Here is a 17,462-nt window from a genome sequence, read left to right as displayed (position 1 = left end):
AAAAGTGGCGTGGCAATTCCCACGGGCGTGGTCCGACCATATCAGAACACCAAAGGGCCGAGCCCGCAACGCTTCGGTATGCTCGGGGAAGCATCGTTCGTCCTCGGTGCGGTCGTGACGGTCGTCTTCGCGTCGTGGCTCTTCCGGCGCGTTCGTGGCGCCAGTCGGTCGGCCGACCAGCGCAAATCCTGGGAACGCCATCGGGACGCACAGGGACGGGAACCGCCGGTCGACGTCGGTGACGAGCGGGAAGCAGCGATCTACGAGTTTACCGAACACCACTCGGGCGAGCGACAGGCGGTCTGCAAGGTCGAGGGGTTCGTCGTCTTCGTCGAGGACGTTCCCACCGACCTCGAGCCGACCGACGTGATCCGGTTCAAAGTCCTCTCGTTTAACCGCGGCCATACGTCCGCGACTGCGGCGTACCTCGGACGTGTGTGAGACGTACCGCGGACGGTTGTGAGAACGTCTTGCCCCTTTATTCGGATTACTCTCCCTGTTTTCCGGAGCGACCCCGCACGGCAGCCGGTCTTCGGAAATGATTGACAGGAAACCGGATGACGGCAGTCCGTCTCACTCGCTGATACGGATTACTGTACCTGTTTACCGGCGCACCCGCGACCCGGGCGGCGGGTGCGCCGGCAATGACTGACAGCAAACCGTATGAGTCGGTGTTCTCCCTGTCCGACAGTATCAGTTCCACCTCGAGGCCGTCGAGTCGGTTTGGCCGGGAGATCGGTCAGCCGGAGAGCGAGACGACCGTCGCACCGACGACGACGACGAGAGCCGACGTGCCGACGCGCCAGTTCACCCGCTCGAGGCGTGCCGGAAGAAACAGCAGGGAGAGGACGACGACGAGCAGCGGCGTCAGTTGCAACAGCGGTATCACGACGACGACCGGCGCGAACTCGAGAGCGGCGAAATAGGAGAGGAAGCCGACCGTCGTGGAGATGCCGCCACCGACGTACCAGCCTGTGGACCCACTCCGGATTCCGATCTGATGTAGCGATCGGGTAACCACGAGGTAGCCGACGAATCCGAGCGTCGCCGTCGTCGCCATGACCGTCAACCCGGGGAGAATCGCAGTCCCCTCCGCCAGTCCGATCGAGACGAAAATCGGCTCCGCCCCGATGAAGACGGCGGCGACGAGCGGTACGAAAAGCGTGGTCCCCGTCTCTCGGATCGATTGGCCGGGGTCGGTCGTCGCTGCGGTCTCCCAGGAGACGACGGTCAACCCGCCGATGATCAATACGATTCCGGCGAAATGAACCGCGGTCAACGACTCCTCGAGGAGAACGATTGCGAACACCGTCGCGAAGAGGACGTTCGAGGCGATCACCGGGGAGGTCAGGTTCGCGCCGATCGCCTGAATGCTCTCGAACATCAACAGCCGCGCGACGAACATGCCCGCGACGCCGGCCGCCGCGAACGCCGCGAACGAGACCGGGGTGAACAACGCCGAGTACGGCGAGGAGTAAAGCACGAGCGTCGGGAGACCGGCGAGTGCCACGTTACACAGCAGGACGACGAACACTGCCTCGGTGACGTTTCCGCCGTCGGTACCGAGCCGAATACACAGAAACTGCGCCGCAAACGCCAGCGCCCCGACCGTCGCCAGGACGACGCCGAGAACGGCCTCTGAAACCTCGAGCATATCCCCGGTTTCGCTCGAGAGCGGTTAATCGCTCTGATACGGTTTACTGTCAGTCATTTCCGGCGCAACCGTCGCTCGGTTCGCGGTTGCGCCGATAAATCGTTACAGCAATCCGTATGAAAGCACACGACTGGTCCGGCGTCGATACGCGATCCGGTCCGCCAGCGGTTTTCGTGAGCGGAAACGCAACGCCGTGTGCGTCCGATCCGGACGGGACTGAAGGGTATCGACTCGAGTGACAGTGAACGGCCAATCTGACTCGAGTGACACCGAACGAGCGCTCAGGATCCGGTGGCTGTCGGAAGGGTAAAGTAAAACGTCGCTCCGTCGCCCGGTTCGGAGTCGACCCAGATATCTCCGCCGTGGTTGTCGACGATCTTTCGACACAGTGAGAGACCGAGCCCGGTGCCCGGGAATTCGTCGTTCGAGTGGAGCCGATTGAATATTTCGAAGATCTGGTCGACGTACTCCGAGTCGATCCCGATCCCGTCGTCGCTTACGGAGAACACACAGCGATCCCCCTGCCGATCGGCAGCGATTTCGACCCGGGGTGGTTCGTCTCCGCTGTATTTGACGGCGTTCGAAACGAGATTCGAGAGGAGTTGCTCGAGTTGCTGGGGATCTCCGACGACCGTGGGAAGTTCGTCGACGCTGATCGTGGCATCGGTCTCTTCGATCCGGACCTGGAGACTGGCCAGCACGTCGTCGATGACGGCGTCGCAGTCGACCGGTTCGAAATCCGACTCGTCCATGTCGATCCGCGAGTACGCGAGCAGGCCGTCGACCATCTCTCGCATGCGGTCGGAGCCGCTCACGGCGAAGTCGATGAACTCCCGCGCCTCTTCGTCGAGTTCGTCGGCGTACCGTGATTCGAGCAGTTGGAGATAGCTCGAAATCATCCGCAACGGTTCCTGCAAATCGTGGGAGGCGACGTACGCGAACCGCCTGAGCCGCTCGTTCGACTCCTCGAGCTCCGCGACCGTTTCGTTGAGTTCGGCCCGCGCCCTCGAGCGGTCCACGAGCGTATTCAGCATCCGCTCTACGTCTCGATACGTCTCGTCGGGTTCGAAGAATTCCTCCGGGGGCGTGTAGTAGAAGTTGTGACAGACGGTGTCGTCGTAAACGAGGTGCGGGTGGGTTCGAATGACGTCGACGAGCGTCTCCGGCGGAATCCGTTCGCAGTCGTAGTGACAGAGGGCGATGCAATCCTCGCCCTCGAAGAGGTCGTTCACCCGACTCTCGTAGGCCATGAAATCTTCGATCGTCGCGTGTTCGTCGAGAACGAAGTTCGTGTTCGCGGTCACGCGAAGCCCCGGATACTCCCCGTCCGCGTCGTCGATGGCTTCGCTGTACACCTCGAGCATATCGTCGGGATCGAAGCGTCCGGACCGGAGGTACGTCTCCTCGAGCGGGTGAAACGTCAGCTGTCCCGATTCCAGCGCCGCGTCGACGTCGACGTCGCCGCCGCGGAGTTCGGTCAGTATTTCGGAGCGAGAGAGGTCGTCGATGACGTACATGACGCGTTCGCCCTGTTCGATCCCCTGGCGAACGAACGGGGCCACCGTCGCGAACCGCTCCTCACGAGATCTGTAGAACAGCGCGATGTGTTCACAGGTTTCGAGGTCGTCGAGCCCCTCGAGCGGTTCGACCGTTCCGTGGAACTCGGAACTCGATCGAAGCGCCTCCAGCCCGCTTTCGATGTTCAGCGGATCACACCGTTCAACACGTTCGGTTCGTGGCTCCTGCTGACGGCTGTGATCGGCCTGTTGACTCATCGTCAGTATCTCGACGCCCACGAGTAAGTACCCTTCGCCTCTTCAGCGATCGGCGTCTCGCTTCCCCTGCTATCGTTTTCGCCAGGATTTTCGTCTTCCGACTATCGGTCGGCAGTTCGACAGAAGAGTCCGGTCACGGCCGGTTCGTCTCCTTCGAGTCTACCCCCCTTATCTCGAATCGGGCACCACCTGCGTCTCCCTCGGTCGCGTCGATCGTCCACCCGTGTGCCTCGACGGCGTTTTCGACGATCGCCAGCCCCAATCCGGAACCGTTCCCTGCCGTTGTGTATCCGCTCTCGAAGATTCGCTCGCGTTCGGCCGCGGGGATACCGGGACCGTCGTCCTCGACGTAAAAGCCGTCATCGAGGTCGCCAACGATGATCGTCACGTCGTCGCGGCCGTGTTCGACGGCGTTTCGAAAGAGGTTCTCGAACAGTTGACGGAGACGGCTCTCGTTGGCCGTAATGGTCCCCTCGAGTTCGACTCGAAGGGACGCGTCCCGACTGTCGACACCCTCCCAGCAGGCTTCGACCAGGTTCTCGAGGGAGACGCTTCGGCGCTCGCAAACGTCGTCGTCGGCCGTGGCGAGCGTCAGGAGATCCTCGATCAACTGCGTCATCCGCTCGTGGGCGTTCGCGACCACCTCGAGGTGTTTGCTATCCCGCTGTTCACGAGCCAGATCCAGCCGACCGATGGCGACGTTCAACGGATTTCGCAGGTCGTGAGAAACGATCTTCGCGAACGCCTCCAGTCGCTCGTTCTGTCGCTCGAGGGCCGCCGTCTTCTCTTCGATCTCTCGAATTCGCCGGTTGCGGTCGGTGACGTCTCGAGCGATTGCTACCGAACCGAGGTCGCCTTCCTCACCGGAGACGATCGCACGCGAGTACCACGACACCGTCCGTTCGTCCCCCGATCTGGTCGTAATCGTCGTTTCGAACTCCTGGACCGCTTTTTCGCCCTGGAGGATATCGCCGGCGTGATCGACGATGTCGGCCCGATACTCCGCGTCGGGATAGAGCCACTCCCAGATCGCATCGTGGCCGACGACTTCGTCGGCGGTGTACCCGCTCAGTTGTTCGGCAGCCTCGTTCCAGAGGACGACGTTGCCGTCGGTGTCGAGGACGTTGATCCAGACGTTGGCGCTCTCGATGATTTCTTCCCGAAACCGGGCGAGTTCACGGAGTCGACGTTCGACACGCTTCTCACGGTACCGTTCGATGGCAGTCGAAACACGGCTCGCCAGCCGTTCGAACTGGTCGGTTCCGCGGCTTTTGATCAAATAATCGGTGACGCCGGCCGAAATCGCCTCGCTCGCGACCGTCTCGTTTCCCGCTCCCGTAACGAGAACGAACGGAAGATCCGGGTCACGCTCCCGAACCGTCTCGAGAAATTCGATTCCGGTTCGGTCGGGAAGATCGTACTCCGAGACGATACAGTCGACGCCATTGACGGCGAGTCCGTCCAGACCCTCGCTCGCACTCCTCGCGGTCATGACGACGAATCGGTCGTCTTCCCGTTCGAGGGAAGCCACAACCGCGTCGGCGAACTCCGGGTCGTCATCGACGTAGAGGATCCGGACCTGGTCTCCCATACTCTTCGAACTCCGCCGACCGTCACTAATCCGTTTCGGTTGTTATCTTTTTTATGATAAGTAGGAAAGTCGATTTCAGAACACTATGTTCTCATATTCTCGGAAATTCTCTACAGAGTGTCGGTAACCCTACAATCAATTTCCGATCGGTTCCGGTTCGATCGACTACACCGGCCGCCGTACGGGAGTGGAAATCGCCTGTGTCGTCCGTTCGCGTGTCGACCGCGACCGACAGCCTCTTTCGCTCTCCCCGACGCAGTCACAGGTATGACCGATTACTTCGAGGTCCACGAGCGCGACGGGGCCGCGCGAGTGGGCGAACTTCGCCTCGAGTCTTCGCGGACGACGCCCGCACTCGTCGACGACGTTCTCACGGACGCGGGATCGCTGTGGAGTGGGGACCGCGAAGTGCCCGAAAGCGACGACTCGCAACTCACCGTTTTGCCCCACCGGGCGTTTCCGGGTGGGACCGCCGACGAGGTCCAGGAGTCGTTCGCTGTCGAGTACCCCGACGTCGACTATCCGAGCGTCGCGGTCGTCTCGAGTGTGGGAGTCGACGATCACGGAACGGACGCCTACGCGGTCTCGGACGTGCAGTCGATCGTGGGCCACGGCGCGGCGCTCGTCGAGGCCGTCGTGAGCGTTCGCGAGTCCGTTCCGGCGGACACCGCCGTCCTCTTCTCGGGCGTCGCAACGCCCCGAAACGTCGCCCTGCTGGCCTACGCCGGGATCGATCTCTTCGACGAAACCGCGGCGGTCGTGAAGGGAACCGAAGGGCGGTACCTGACGACCGACGAGGCGTACTTCCTCGAGGACCTCGAGGAACTGCCCTGTTCGTGTCCCGCCTGTGGAAAACCCCGCCAGGAGTTCACTCGCGAGGACTGCGCCGAACACAACGTCAACGCCCTCGAGGCCGAACTCGGGATCGTCCGCCGGCGCATCCGCGACGGTCGACTCCGCGATTACGTCGAGGGGCAAGCCCGCCAGGACCAGTGGCTCACCGCGGCGATGCGCGAACTCGATTCGCAGTGGGGCTACCTCGAGGAGCGAACACCCATCCTCCGGGACGCCCAGATTTCGGCGGCGACCGAGGACACCCTCCGTCGGGTGGAGATCCAGCGCTTCGCCGACCGGGTGACGACGCGCTATCGCAACCGGTTCAAGAACCCGCTCGTGCTGGTCCCCTGCTCCGCCGCAAAGCCCTACAGCGAGTCACAGAGCCACCGCCAGTTCCACGACGCCGTCCAGTGGCGGGCCCACCTCGTCTCGATGACGAGTCCGATCGGTGTCGTTCCACAGGAACTCGAGACGACCTACCCGGCCCAGCACTACGATACCGTCGTCACGGGACGGTGGTCCGAGGACGAGAGAGAGTTCGTCGCGAAGGTACTGGAGCGGTACCTCGAGCGGAACGCGTACCCGAAAATCGTCGCCCACGTTCCCGACGACGGCTACCGCGACATCGTCGAGCGCGTCGAGGAGTCGTGGGAGGGCGACGACCTCGAGCTCACCTACACCGTCCCGGAAGGCGGCCATCCGACCGACGAGGAGTCGCTGTCGAACCTTTCGGAGGCGCTGTCGGGCGAACTCAAGTACTCGAAGCGAGAGCGCGAACACAACACTGTCCGCGCCCTCGCCGACTACCTGCTCGGCGACGGCGCGGGCGACGACCTCTTCGAGGACATGCAGACGACGAGTCGCTACCCGAAGATACAGGTCCGCGACAGCGAGGAAACCCAGCTCGCGACGATGGTTCCCCAGTACGGCACCCTCTCGTTTACCCTCGAGGGCGCAAAGCGGTGGGTCGAGAGCGACGCACCGACGAAGCGAGTCCAGATCGACGGCTTCGTCCCCCACGGCAGCGTCCTCGCGCCGGGGATCGTCGACGCCGACGACGAGATTCGCATCGGAGACGAGGTCGTCGTCGAGGGGCCGCGGGCGTTCGGCGTCGGCCGTGCCGAGATGTTCGGCCGGGAGATGGAAGAGAGCACGCGCGGAATCGCGTGCGAGATTCGCCACGTCGAGGAGAAGTGACCGTCGAAGAGGAGTGACTCGAGAACCCGTCGGTAATACGACCACGTCACGGGACACAAGAGAACCCCGCTGACGATCCACACGGAGTCCAAATGAGGAGATGATCCCAGAAGCCTGCCGTGTCGACCGCTCGGGGTGTGAAAACACCAATCAGTCTGCGGTGACGACGTACGATTCCATCGGGGAGACGATACCGTCGTCGTCGATGTACGTCTCTAACCGATCCTCGAGCGCTCGGATCAGTTCGTCTCGCACCGCTCGCTCGATGGCCGCAATCGGTTCGGCGAGCGGCGAACTAGCCGCCTCGCGGCGAACGAACTCCGGAACCGACGGATAGCGTACGGACCCGATTTCGATCGTGACCGTGACGCCGTCGAATCCCGCATCTCGGAGGAGCGTTCGGAGATCCTCCCCGTCCCATGCGGGGAACGGAGAACGCATCATCTCCCCGGCCTCGGCACCGATGTATCGCTCCAAGGCGTCGGCCAGCACGACGTATGCGGGCTGGTACTCGAGCGGTCGCCAGACGCTCAGCGTCACACGCCCACCCGGTGTACGAACCCGGCGCATCTCCTCGAGTGCAGCGACGGGATCGTCGAAGAACTGGAGCGCCTGTTGACAGCAGACGACGTCGAACCCGTCGTCCGCGAATGGAAGGTCGGTCGCATCGCCCCGTCGCCACTCGATCGAGGGCTGGACGTCACCAGCAGTTTCCGCCGCCACTGCAAGCATTCCCTCGTTGATATCGACCCCCACGGCGGACCCACTCGTACCGACCCGGGGAGCGACGCGACGCGCCACGATACCGGTCCCGCAGGCGACGTCCAGTACTCGATCGCCCTCGTGTACCTCGCCAGTCTCGATCAGTCGGTCGGCCCATGACTCGAAAATCGACGGCACGAGATACTGTTCGTAGGCCTCGGAGGCGTTCTGTTCGACCTGCCAGCCGGCCGCTTGACGTGCGTGATCGTCCATACACACTCACCACGAAACCGGGTACGACGCGAGTGGACGTGTAACTGTCTAGTGAAAAGTTTCACGCCGTGAAAGCACCGTGGTCGGGGCTGGCCCGCGACAGATACTCTCGATCAGTGGATCGATTCGACCGAGGACAGGTCAGTGGCGTCGGTGAGCGGTCGGGCCTGGTCTCGAAACTGCTCGTAGTACGACTCCGCCCACGTACGCATTTCGGCGCTTCCGGTATCGACGAGCGACTGCAACGCCCCCGTCCCTGGGTCGTAACAGCAGATGCAGACCCGATCATCGAAGAGGCAGATCCCACACCGGTCCTCGAGCGGAAGGTCATCGTGGAGCAAGACGGTGTAGTTGGCGTGTCTCGTCGTCTCCAGGACTGTCGTTTCGTCCCACGAGAGGAGTTCCTCGAAAACGGCGGGCGGATAGACGTATTCACACGTCAGGTCCTCCCGGACGTGCTCGAAAAACGGCTCCAGATTCCCCGATTTGAGCAGTGCCATGCCGAATCCGCGCATCGTATCCGCTGCTGTGAGAAGTTCCGTGAGGCGTTCGACGGGTCTGTAAGGATAGCCGGGCCCGGGCTGAGAGACCACGACGTCGGTGAACAACTCGATACTGAACCCGTCGATTTCGGTCGGGAGCCACGGCCAGACCTCGCGGAGCCGACGCTGATGCGCCATCGCCGCTACGAACTCCTGGAACTGAGCGGCCACGAACTCACCCAATCCGGTCAGCCGGTACACATTCCCGTCTCGTTCGACCCAGTGGCGCTCCTGAAAGTCCGAGAGGATTCGACCCATGGTCGGAGCGGATGCCCCCGTTGTGGTACGCAAGTCGGTCCGATCGCACGGACCGCTGGTTAGTGCGTCGAGCACTCCGACGCGATGGGTCGAACTGACGAGGAACTCGATGTCATCGAGGGTTGCATCCATGCCCATGTTACGCAGTGCCACACAATAATCGTGTAGTACCGTTTCAACCGGCGACTACCGAGCGAAATCGAACCAGACCGCAGTCGGTTCCGAGACAGCCCACACCGAACTCGATCGCCGGGTTGGCCCGCTACCGAGGTCGTGTCCCTCGCCGGCAGATGCCTGCCACCGGCTATTCGATGTCGCGAACCAGGCCGTTCCGAAGGTCGCGACCGAAGTAGTACCCGAAGACCGATACGACGAGTCCGAGGGCCGCGCCGACCGCGAGACCCGTCCGCCCGGAGCCGACGATCAGAAGCGGTAAGCTGAAAAACACCATAGAGATGGCTCCTGCCGACGCCCCAGCGACGCTCGTCTCGAGGTATCGCCGTTTCGACGTCAGGAGTCCCAGGAGGAAGGTGACGGCGAGCAGGCCGACGATCCGACCAAGACCGCCGAGCGGGAGGACCGCACTGCCGACGAACAATCCCGTGCCCGCGAGGACGAGTACCGCGAGAAACGCCTTCGGTGAGAAGTATTCGCGAGCCGATCGATTCGGACGGAGCCGAGCGAGGCGACCGGAATCGGGTTCGGCGGTGTGGTCCGCGTCGGTCTCGTCGCCCCTCGAGAACGGCCACCACGATCCAGACTCGTCGCTCGTTTCGTCGGCGGCGGAGTCTGAACGCCTCGCGGATCGGTCAGTCTGATCCACTCTCCCTGCCGATCCGCCGTCGGCTTCCGAACCGGAGATCAGTCGGTCGGTTTCCGCGAGGAGGTCCTCCGTGGAGGGGCCGTCCGTCTCCCGGCTCTCGGTCAGTTCGTCCGAGCGCTCTCCCATACGTTCTTACTGTCGGCCGAGTATGATGGACCTTTCCCATTCACAGCAGACCGTACGAGCCGTCCGGTTGCCCCGTGTGAAGAAGTGAGTGCGTTTTTTGACCGGTCGGCTGGAAGGGAAACGAGTGAACGTCGAACTGGTCGTGTTCGGAGCTTTCTCGATCGTCGCCGGGTTCGGACTTCTCTACGCTGCACGCCACCTCTATCCCCGGCTCGATCTCACCGACGACGCACTCGCATCGGTTCGGCTGCTGACCGCGCTGATCGTCGGCGTACTCGTTCTGACGGGGATCGGGCTGGTCATCGTCGGGATTCTCGCGTAGCTTCGCCCGCGACGGCGGGACCTATCGCTCGAGCCGCCGCGTCGAAAGCGTGGCTTCAAGTCCGCCGACGCGCAACGCCCATCCATGAATGCAGGCGATCGCGTCCGCGTCGACCGCGCGGACCGGACGTACGAAGGCGTGTTGCTCCCCTCCAGTACGGACGATCACCTCGTGGTGAAACTCGAGGGCGGATACAACGTCGGCGTCGACCGCGGAGAGGCCGACGTCGAGGTGCTCGCCGAGGACGTCTACGAAATCGACGGCGCGGACGCCGCGGACGCCGACGGCACGGATTCGACGATCGAGTTCGACGACGACCTGCCGACGATATCGCTGATCTCGACCGGCGGAACGATCGCCTCGACGGTCGACTACCGGACGGGTGCGGTTACCGCACAGTTCGACGCGGAAGACGTCCTGCGGGCGGTCCCCGATCTCGCCGGCCGGGCGAATTACCGCGGGCGGGTCGTCGCAAACATCCTCTCGGAGAACATGGAGCCGCCGATCTGGCGGGACCTGGCCCGGGCGGTCACAGAAGAGATCGAGGCCGGAGCCGACGGCGTCGTCGTCATGCACGGCACCGACACGATGCAGTACTCCGCCTCGGCGCTCGCGTTCATGCTCGAGACGCCGGTTCCGATCGTCTTTACGGGAAGTCAGCGTTCGGCCGACCGACCCTCGTCGGACAACGTGATGAACGCCGTCTGTGCAGTCGAAGCGGCCAAAAGCGACTGCGCGGAGGTACTGGTCTGTATGCACGCCTCCGAGAGCGACGACGTCTGCGCGCTCCACCGCGGGACCCGCGTCCGGAAGAACCACACCTCCCGACGGGACGCCTTCGAAACCGTCGGCGCGGAGCCCCTCGGCGAGGTCGACTACGACGCCCTCGAGGACGACGGAGCCGACGCGATCGAGTTCCGACGCGAGTACCGGGCGCGTGCCGCCACCGACCTGACGATCGAACCCGACCTCGAGGACGACGTCGAACTCCTCAAATTCACGCCGGGGATGGATCCCGCGTTCCTCGAGGTCGTCGACGGGTCGGCGGGACTTGTTCTCGAGGGGACTGGACTCGGACACGTCCACACCGACCTCATCCCGCGTATCGAAGAACTGATCGCGGACGGGACGACGGTCGTGATGACCAGCCAGTGTCTCGAGGGACGGGTCTGCGATCGGGTGTACGACACCGGTCGCGACCTGCTCGAGGCAGGGGTTATCGAGGCCGGCGATACCCTGCCCGGGACCGCGAAAGTCAAGCTGATGTGGGCGATCGCAAACGCCGAGGACGTCCCCGAGGCGATGGAAACGTCGCTTGCTGGCGAGATTCAGGAACGGTCCGTCCCCTGGGAGTGAACCCGATGGGTGGCGACATCGAAATCTCGGCCGACGACACCGAGACCCCGACCGACGACGAAAGCGACGCGGAGGGCCCCCTCGAGATTCGCCGAGCGACCCACGACGATTACGAGGGGGTCGTCGACTTCACGAGCGACATCTGGGCCGACCGCGGCGGCGACTACCTCCCCGACATTTACCACGAGTGGCTCGAGGACGAGGACGAAACTGATCGGAAGACGTTTCTGGCGACCGTCGACGGGACCGCGGTCGGGATCGTTCAGGCGGTGATGCTCTCGCCGGACGAGGCCTGGTTTCAGAGCCTGCGAGTCGCCTCGGACTACCGTCGACAGGGGGTGAGCCGCCGGCTGAACGAGGCTTGTTTCGAGTGGGCACGCAACCGCGGGGCGACGGTCGGCCGGATCATGGTCTTCTCCTGGAACGCCGCGTCGCTCGCGAGTGCGCGGGCGATCGGCTTCGATCCGAGCACCGAGTTTCGATTCGCCTACCCCGACCCCGATCCCGACGCGACAGGGCCGGCGTCTCGGACCATCTCGACCGATCCGACGGCCGCGTGGCGCTACTGGACACACAGCGACGCACGCGATCATCTCCGCGGACTCGGTCTCGCGTCCGAGGAGTCGTGGGCGCTTCGGGAACTTACGGCCGCCGACCTCGAGCGCTTCGCCGGGGAGACGTCGGTGATCGTCGTCGAGGGGCCGGACGGGCTCTCCGGCGTCGCCTACCGATCGCGAACGTACGACCGTCGGAACGACGACGGTGTCGAGGAAACGTGGGCCGAGTACGGCGTCGGTGCCTGGGACGACGTCGGCGCGGCTCGAGCGTTGTTCGCAGCGATTTCACGGGACGCCGCGGCGACCGGTGCGGACCGAACCCGCGTCGCGATTCCGGAGACGGCCGGGTTCGTCACCGACGCGGCGGCCACGGGTGCCGGCCTCGCCGACGAACCGGAGTTCGTCCTCGAGATCGATCTGACCGCCGACGGCCGCTGATCGAACCGGACATCGGGGTCGGCCCTACCCTCCGCTGACCGGCGGGAACAGGGCCAGTTCGTCTCCGTCGTCGAGTTCCGTCTCGAGGCCCTCCTCCTCGACCAGGACGTTCGTCCCGTTGCGAAGCACGTTGATCTGTGAGCGGAGCGCTCCGTCCTCGAGAACCCGATCCTCGAGATCCGGCCGGCCCTCGAGGAGTTGCTCGAGGGCGTCCTCGACGGTGTCGCCCGAGGAGGCGTCGACCGTCACGTGTCTGTCTCCCGCGTGTTCGGCGAGGTCGGCGAACAGTTTCCACTCCGTGGTCATAGGTGGCGCTATCGCCGCCGGGGGCAAGTAGCTACCGCTCCGGGGCGTCCCATCGCGCTGGAACCGATCGTCTCGGTGGTAGAAAGAGTTACTCAGTTTCGGATGGAACTAGTATTCATGGCGACGGCAGTAAAAGTCGACGAAAACGCGAAATCCAGACTCGAAGAGTTGCAGGCGGAGATCCGGATTCAAACGGGATCGAGCGTCACGCAACAAGAGCTGCTGACGCGATTGATCGACGATGCCTACGAATCCCGCGAGGCCGTTATCGACTCGTTTCGCGAATCACGAGTGCCACTTTCGGATGGTGAAAAGGAGACGATGCAGCGCGGGCGATTCAGTTCCGGGGTCGAAACGGGAGAGGAAGACATCGACGAGATACTCTACGGATGACGGTGCACGTCGACACGGGTGTTCTGTACGCTGACCACGACAGGGACGTGTACCGTCACACCGCGGCGACCACCGCGCTCGAGGCGTGTACGACGGCGAGTTCGGCCAGCCGTACGTCAGCGACTACGTCTACGACGAGTCGGTCACGCTTACGCTGACCCGGGGCGAGTCGTTCGAGCCGGCAAAACGGCTCGGCGATCGATTGCGCGGCGTCGATCCGTATCCGCAAACCTACGAGATGCTTCGCGTCACGGCTGCTGCCTTCGCCGACGCGGTCGACGTGTTCGAACGATACGACGATCAGGCGCTGAGTTTCACCGATGCGACCACCGTCGCGCTGGTGGCGCGTCACGGAATCGACCACGTCGTGAGCTTCGACGACGACTTCGACGGCCTCGTCGATCGGATCGATCCCGAAACGATGTGACTCGGTCCGCGTCCCTCGAGCGAACCGCCACGAACCACCCGACTTCATTGCCGTCGACGCGAAAGAGGGGGTATGGTCGACGGCCGGTCGCTCGAGGCGTGGCTCCCCGAAAACTGGCGGCGGGTACTCACGACGCGGGCCGCGATCGGGCTCGCGTTGGCGGTGGCCCTGCTCTCGGTCGCGACGGCGGTGTTCAACATCGGCGTCGAGCCGGCGTACGATCCGCTCGATCCGTTCATTCCGGATATCGTTCAGCGAACGGCCCGTTTCACCGGTGCGGTGACCGGGTTTTTGATGGTCGCAAGCGCCCTTGCACTCCGGCGCGGACTGCGCGTGGGATGGTGGGCGACGACCCTCCTGCTCCCGCTGACGGCGGCGCAGGGATTCCTGCAGGTGAGCCAGTACTCGGTGCCGCTGATCGCCCTCTCGCTCATTTCGATTCCGATCCTGTTGCTCACCCGTGATCACTTTACCAAGCCGCTCTCGCTGAACACGACCCAGATCGCCGCCGGCGCGGCCCTCGTCGGCGTCCAGGCGTACGGAACGATCGGCGCGTACGCGCTCCGCGGTGAGTTCGACGGCATCGACACGCTTCTCGACGCCTTTTACTTCACGCTGATCACCTCGAGTACCGTCGGCTACGGCGACGTCACGCCGCACCTCGATTCGACCGAGGGACAGCTGTTTACGATGTCGGTGCTCGTCCTCGGCGTCTCCAGTTTCGGCCTTGCGGTCGGGGTGCTCGTCGGGCCGGCGATCCAGACGCGAATCGCGAAAACCCTCGGAAAGATGACCGAATCAGAACTCGAACTGTTGAACGAGCACGTCCTCGTGCTCGGCTACGGCGAACTGACCGAACCGATCGTCGACGAACTCGCCGCGAACGACCGAGAGTTCGTCGTCGTGACCACGAACCACGACGCGGCCGACGCGCTCTCGGACGAGGACGTACCGGTGGTGACGGCAGACCCGAGCGACGAGAGCCCACTCCACCGCGCCAAGATCGAACGGGCGGCCGCGATCCTGGTCGCGACGAATCAGGACGCACAGGATGCGTTTACGATCCTCACTGCCAGACAGCTCGCCCCGGAGACGCGCATCGTCGCCGCCGCGACCGACCGCGAGAACACGAGGAAACTCGAGCGCGCAGGTGCGGACGTCGTCATCAGCCCGGCGTTGCTCGGCGGGCATCTGCTCGTGCGATCCGCGCTGGGTGGGGACGATTCCGACGTGATCGACCGCATCCTCTCGGACGAGTGACCGGACGGTCGGGAATTGGCGCGGTCGACGCGATCCGCGCGATTACGCCGAGTTCTCGGGCGAACCGTCGAGGATTGCGACGCCGCTCGAGGCACCGATCCGTTCCGCGCCGGCCTCGAGCATGGCAATCGCCTCGTCGTAGCTGCCGATGCCGCCGCTTGCCTTGACGGGGAGGTACTCGCTCATCAGTTCGACGTCCTCGAGGGTCGCACCGCCGTCAGCGAAGCCCGTCGAGGTCTTGACCATCGCGGCGTCGGCGGCGACGGCGGCCTCGCAGGCCCGACGTTTCTCCTCGTCGGTGAGCAACGCGGTTTCGAGGATCACCTTGACGGGAGTCGGAACCGCGGCGACGAGTTCTGCCAGTTCGGCCCGGACGACGTCGTCTTCGCCCGCTTTCAGCCGGCCGACGTTGATCACGACGTCGAGTTCGTCCGCCCCCGCTTTCCACGCGAGGACCCCCTCTCGCCGTTTCACGTCCCGGCTGTTTTGACCCTGTGGGAAGCCGACGACCGTCGCGAGCGTCACGTCAGGGGTGTACTCCGCCGCCTCCTCGATGGCGTACGGCGGGATACAGGCGTTCATGCCGTGGTCCTGGGCGGCGTCGAGGACGTCTCTGACGTCACCGATCGACGTCTCGGGTCCGAGGACGGTGTGGTCGATCAGGGGGGCGAGTTCGCTTCGATCCATAGCGGACCGACTCGCCGGACGATCAAAAAGCCGACCGATCCCTTTTGGTCTCAGACGCACAAGACGGTCGCATGGGAGAGGAACCGCCCGGCGTCGAACCCGTCGTCGATTCGACCGCCGCCGACATCGCCGACATGCGGATCCGGGGCGCTGCGACGATCGCCGACGCGGCCGCCGAGGCGCTCGCGACGCAAGCAACCCGTTCCGATGCCTCGAGTCCCGACGCGTTCCGAAGCGGGATGCGAGCCGCCGCCAGACGGCTCTACGAGACGCGCCCGACGGCCGTCAGCCTGCCCAACGCCCTGCGATACGTCCTTCAGGGAATGGACGGCGAGACTGTCTCCGAACTCCGAGCGTCGACGGTGGACAGGGCCGAAACGTTCCAGCGCGACCTGGAACGGGCACAGGCCCAACTCGGTGAGATCGGCGCGAACCGTCTGCGCGACGGCGACGTGGTGATGACCCACTGCCACTCGACCGACGCGCTGTCGTGTATCGAGGCCGCACTCGAGGCGGGCAAACACGTCGAGGCGATCGTCAAGGAAACCCGACCGAGAAAGCAGGGCCACATTACGGCCAGCCAGTTGCGGGAGTGGGGCGTTCCGGTGACGTTGATCGTCGACAACGCCGCCCGTCGGTACCTGGACGACGCCGATCACGTCCTCGTCGGTGCGGACAGCATCGCCGCCGACGGCAGCGTCATCAACAAGATCGGAACCAGCGGCCTCGCGGTCAACGCCCGCGAACGAGGCGTGCCGGTGATGGTCGCCGCCCAGACGATCAAGTTGCACCCGGACACGATGACCGGCCACACAGTCGCCATCGAGATGCGCGAGGACAGTGAAGTGCTCGCGCCGGACGAACGAACGGAAATTACGGGGCTCGAGGAATCCGAAGACGACGGCCTGACAGTCGAAAACCCGGCGTTCGACGTGACCCCGCCGAGACACGTCGACGCGATCGTGACCGAGCGCGGTCAGTTCCCGCCGGAAAGTATCGTGACGCTCATGCGGGAGTTGTTCGGCGAAACGATCGGCGAGCCGTGGGAAACCTGAACGGTCGATAATCGGAACATTTAGCCACCGGCGGGTTCCTCTGCCGATATGGTACTTCCAGAGGGGTTCGTGCTTCCGCCGTGGTACCTCCTCGTTCCGCTGCTGGCCGTCCTCTTCGGGGTCGTGGCGCTCCTGTGGTCGCTCGAGCCGCCGGTGACCGATCGAACCGTCCTCGCGTTCGCGCCGTGGATGATGGTCGGGTCGACGTTGCACGTCTTCTACCGCCTCGAGATGTATCCGGACGCGATTTCGGTGTTGTTCGCGACGCCGAGTGTGTATCTGGTGACCGCCGCTCTCGCCGGCGTAGTCTGGATCGTCGGCATCTTCCTCTACGAGGCGGGGCTTCGGCGGTCGAGCGAGCGACTCCTGGGTGGAATCGGTGCCGTCGTCTTCGTCAGCGCAGTGTCCCTGCTCGTCGCGAGAGCCGTCGGGTCTGGAACCTTCCGACCGCTCTGGCTCATCGCCATCGTCGTTCTCTCGGTCGTCGTCACTGCACTCGCGTGGTTCGGGCTCGGGCTCTGGTTTACCGACGTCGCCGCGACGACCGGCGCGACGGGCGCGCTCGTCGTTTTCGGACACACGCTCGACGGCATTTCGACGGCCGTAGGCTACGACCTCCTCGGGGCGCACGAGGAGGTTCCGGCCTCGCGGCTGATCCTCGAGGCCGGCGAAGCGCTCCCGACGGCGGAGTACATCGGGGCCGGCTGGCTGTTCGTCGCGGTGAAAGTCGCCCTCGCGCTGGTCATCCTCGGACTGTTTCGGGAGTACGTCGAGGTCGACCCCGCACAGGCACGAATCGTCCTCGCATTTATCGCGGCCATCGGCCTCGGTCCGGGGGTTCACAACGTTCTCCTCTTCATGATCGCCTAGGTTTTTCTCGTCG

Annotated in this window: 18 protein-coding genes and 1 pseudogene; 11 read left to right on the top strand and 8 right to left on the bottom strand. The window is 64.2% G+C overall.

Annotated features, from left to right (window positions below):
* The first annotated feature begins 78 nt into the window (after nucleotides 1-78).
* Nucleotides 79-441 (top strand): TRAM domain-containing protein, encoded by a 363-nt coding sequence (locus tag EA473_RS16890; protein WP_124196821.1) that lies wholly within the window; start codon nucleotides 79-81, stop codon nucleotides 439-441.
* A gap of 298 nt (nucleotides 442-739) precedes the next feature.
* On the opposite strand, the gene EA473_RS16885 is transcribed toward EA473_RS16890, so the two are convergent.
* Nucleotides 740-1,654 (bottom strand): EamA family transporter, encoded by a 915-nt coding sequence (locus EA473_RS16885; protein WP_124196820.1) that lies wholly within the window; start codon nucleotides 1,652-1,654, stop codon nucleotides 740-742.
* Between the two features lie 116 nt (nucleotides 1,655-1,770).
* On the opposite strand from EA473_RS16885, the gene EA473_RS23100 reads away from it, so the two are divergent.
* A complete protein-coding gene (locus tag EA473_RS23100) occupies nucleotides 1,771-1,893 on the top strand; it encodes a hypothetical protein (RefSeq protein ID WP_279387669.1) in 123 nt (40 codons plus the stop codon).
* A 42-nt stretch (nucleotides 1,894-1,935) separates the two neighbouring features.
* Here EA473_RS23100 and EA473_RS16880 read toward each other — a convergent pair whose 3' ends face one another.
* Nucleotides 1,936-3,429 carry a sensor histidine kinase gene (locus tag EA473_RS16880; protein WP_124196819.1) on the bottom strand — a complete coding sequence of 498 codons (1,494 nt, stop codon included), beginning with the start codon at nucleotides 3,427-3,429 and terminating at the stop codon, nucleotides 1,936-1,938.
* Nucleotides 3,430-3,562: 133 nt separating this feature from the next.
* On the bottom strand, nucleotides 3,563-5,020 hold the full coding sequence (locus EA473_RS16875) for a hybrid sensor histidine kinase/response regulator (protein WP_124196818.1): 1,458 nt from the start codon (nucleotides 5,018-5,020) through the stop codon (nucleotides 3,563-3,565).
* Nucleotides 5,021-5,287: 267 nt separating this feature from the next.
* Here EA473_RS16875 and arcS point away from each other — a divergent pair, with 267 nt between their 5' ends.
* Nucleotides 5,288-7,054, top strand: coding sequence for an archaeosine synthase subunit alpha (arcS, locus tag EA473_RS16870; protein ID WP_124196817.1), 1,767 nt, complete (start codon nucleotides 5,288-5,290; stop codon nucleotides 7,052-7,054).
* Nucleotides 7,055-7,204: 150 nt separating this feature from the next.
* Here arcS and EA473_RS16865 read toward each other — a convergent pair whose 3' ends face one another.
* The 3 genes from EA473_RS16865 to EA473_RS16855 form a co-directional block, all read right to left on the bottom strand.
* Nucleotides 7,205-8,029: a methyltransferase domain-containing protein gene (locus tag EA473_RS16865; RefSeq protein WP_124196816.1), complete on the bottom strand. Its 825-nt coding sequence runs from the start codon at nucleotides 8,027-8,029 to the stop codon at nucleotides 7,205-7,207.
* Between the two features lie 113 nt (nucleotides 8,030-8,142).
* Complete coding sequence (locus tag EA473_RS16860) at nucleotides 8,143-8,961, bottom strand: helix-turn-helix transcriptional regulator (RefSeq protein ID WP_124196866.1); 819 nt, start codon at nucleotides 8,959-8,961, stop codon at nucleotides 8,143-8,145.
* Nucleotides 8,962-9,133: 172 nt separating this feature from the next.
* Nucleotides 9,134-9,778, bottom strand: a complete 645-nt coding sequence (locus EA473_RS16855; RefSeq protein WP_124196815.1) for a DUF456 domain-containing protein — start codon at nucleotides 9,776-9,778, stop codon at nucleotides 9,134-9,136.
* Between the two features lie 124 nt (nucleotides 9,779-9,902).
* Between EA473_RS16855 and EA473_RS16850 the strand changes: the two genes are divergently transcribed.
* The 3 genes from EA473_RS16850 to EA473_RS16840 all read left to right on the top strand — a co-directional run bounded on the left by EA473_RS16850 (nucleotide 9,903) and on the right by EA473_RS16840 (nucleotide 12,451).
* A complete protein-coding gene (locus tag EA473_RS16850) occupies nucleotides 9,903-10,100 on the top strand; it encodes a hypothetical protein (protein WP_207890207.1) in 198 nt (65 codons plus the stop codon).
* Between the two features lie 84 nt (nucleotides 10,101-10,184).
* On the top strand, nucleotides 10,185-11,456 hold the full coding sequence (gene gatD, locus EA473_RS16845) for a Glu-tRNA(Gln) amidotransferase subunit GatD (RefSeq protein ID WP_124196813.1): 1,272 nt from the start codon (nucleotides 10,185-10,187) through the stop codon (nucleotides 11,454-11,456).
* Between the two features lie 5 nt (nucleotides 11,457-11,461).
* The gene (locus EA473_RS16840) at nucleotides 11,462-12,451 is read left to right on the top strand and encodes a GNAT family N-acetyltransferase (protein ID WP_124196812.1); all 990 of its coding nucleotides are present in this window, start codon (nucleotides 11,462-11,464) and stop codon (nucleotides 12,449-12,451) included.
* Between the two features lie 24 nt (nucleotides 12,452-12,475).
* On the opposite strand, the gene EA473_RS16835 is transcribed toward EA473_RS16840, so the two are convergent.
* Nucleotides 12,476-12,757, bottom strand: a complete 282-nt coding sequence (locus EA473_RS16835) for a ubiquitin-like small modifier protein 1 (RefSeq protein ID WP_124196811.1) — start codon at nucleotides 12,755-12,757, stop codon at nucleotides 12,476-12,478.
* Nucleotides 12,758-12,874: 117 nt separating this feature from the next.
* Here EA473_RS16835 and EA473_RS16830 point away from each other — a divergent pair, with 117 nt between their 5' ends.
* The 3 genes and pseudogenes from EA473_RS16830 to EA473_RS16820 all read left to right on the top strand — a co-directional run bounded on the left by EA473_RS16830 (nucleotide 12,875) and on the right by EA473_RS16820 (nucleotide 14,837).
* The gene (locus tag EA473_RS16830; RefSeq protein WP_124196810.1) at nucleotides 12,875-13,150 is read left to right on the top strand and encodes a hypothetical protein; all 276 of its coding nucleotides are present in this window, start codon (nucleotides 12,875-12,877) and stop codon (nucleotides 13,148-13,150) included.
* Nucleotides 13,147-13,577 (top strand): annotated as a pseudogene (locus EA473_RS16825) (type II toxin-antitoxin system VapC family toxin). The gene EA473_RS16830 and the pseudogene EA473_RS16825 overlap by 4 nt, the downstream one beginning before the upstream one ends.
* Nucleotides 13,578-13,649: 72 nt before the next feature.
* Nucleotides 13,650-14,837 carry an NAD-binding protein gene (locus EA473_RS16820; RefSeq protein ID WP_124196809.1) on the top strand — a complete coding sequence of 396 codons (1,188 nt, stop codon included), beginning with the start codon at nucleotides 13,650-13,652 and terminating at the stop codon, nucleotides 14,835-14,837.
* Between the two features lie 42 nt (nucleotides 14,838-14,879).
* Here the strand turns inward: EA473_RS16820 and deoC are convergent, their stop codons facing one another.
* Complete coding sequence (gene deoC / locus EA473_RS16815; protein ID WP_124196808.1) at nucleotides 14,880-15,524, bottom strand: deoxyribose-phosphate aldolase; 645 nt, start codon at nucleotides 15,522-15,524, stop codon at nucleotides 14,880-14,882.
* 71 nt (nucleotides 15,525-15,595) lie between these two features.
* Between deoC and EA473_RS16810 the strand changes: the two genes are divergently transcribed.
* Together EA473_RS16810 and EA473_RS16805 are read left to right on the top strand one after the other, a co-directional pair.
* On the top strand, nucleotides 15,596-16,579 hold the full coding sequence (locus EA473_RS16810; protein ID WP_124196807.1) for a ribose 1,5-bisphosphate isomerase: 984 nt from the start codon (nucleotides 15,596-15,598) through the stop codon (nucleotides 16,577-16,579).
* A gap of 48 nt (nucleotides 16,580-16,627) precedes the next feature.
* Entirely contained in the window at nucleotides 16,628-17,449 is an 822-nt protein-coding gene (locus EA473_RS16805; RefSeq protein ID WP_124196806.1) for a DUF63 family protein, read from the top strand.
* Nucleotides 17,450-17,462 lie beyond the last annotated feature (13 nt).

The sequence above is a fragment of the Natrarchaeobius chitinivorans genome, from assembly GCF_003841505.1.
In the GTDB taxonomy this organism is placed as follows: Archaea; Halobacteriota; Halobacteria; order Halobacteriales; family Natrialbaceae; genus Natrarchaeobius; species Natrarchaeobius chitinivorans.
The sequence above is the reverse complement of the archived record's forward strand: the minus strand, read 5'-3'. Positions and strand labels throughout refer to the sequence as shown.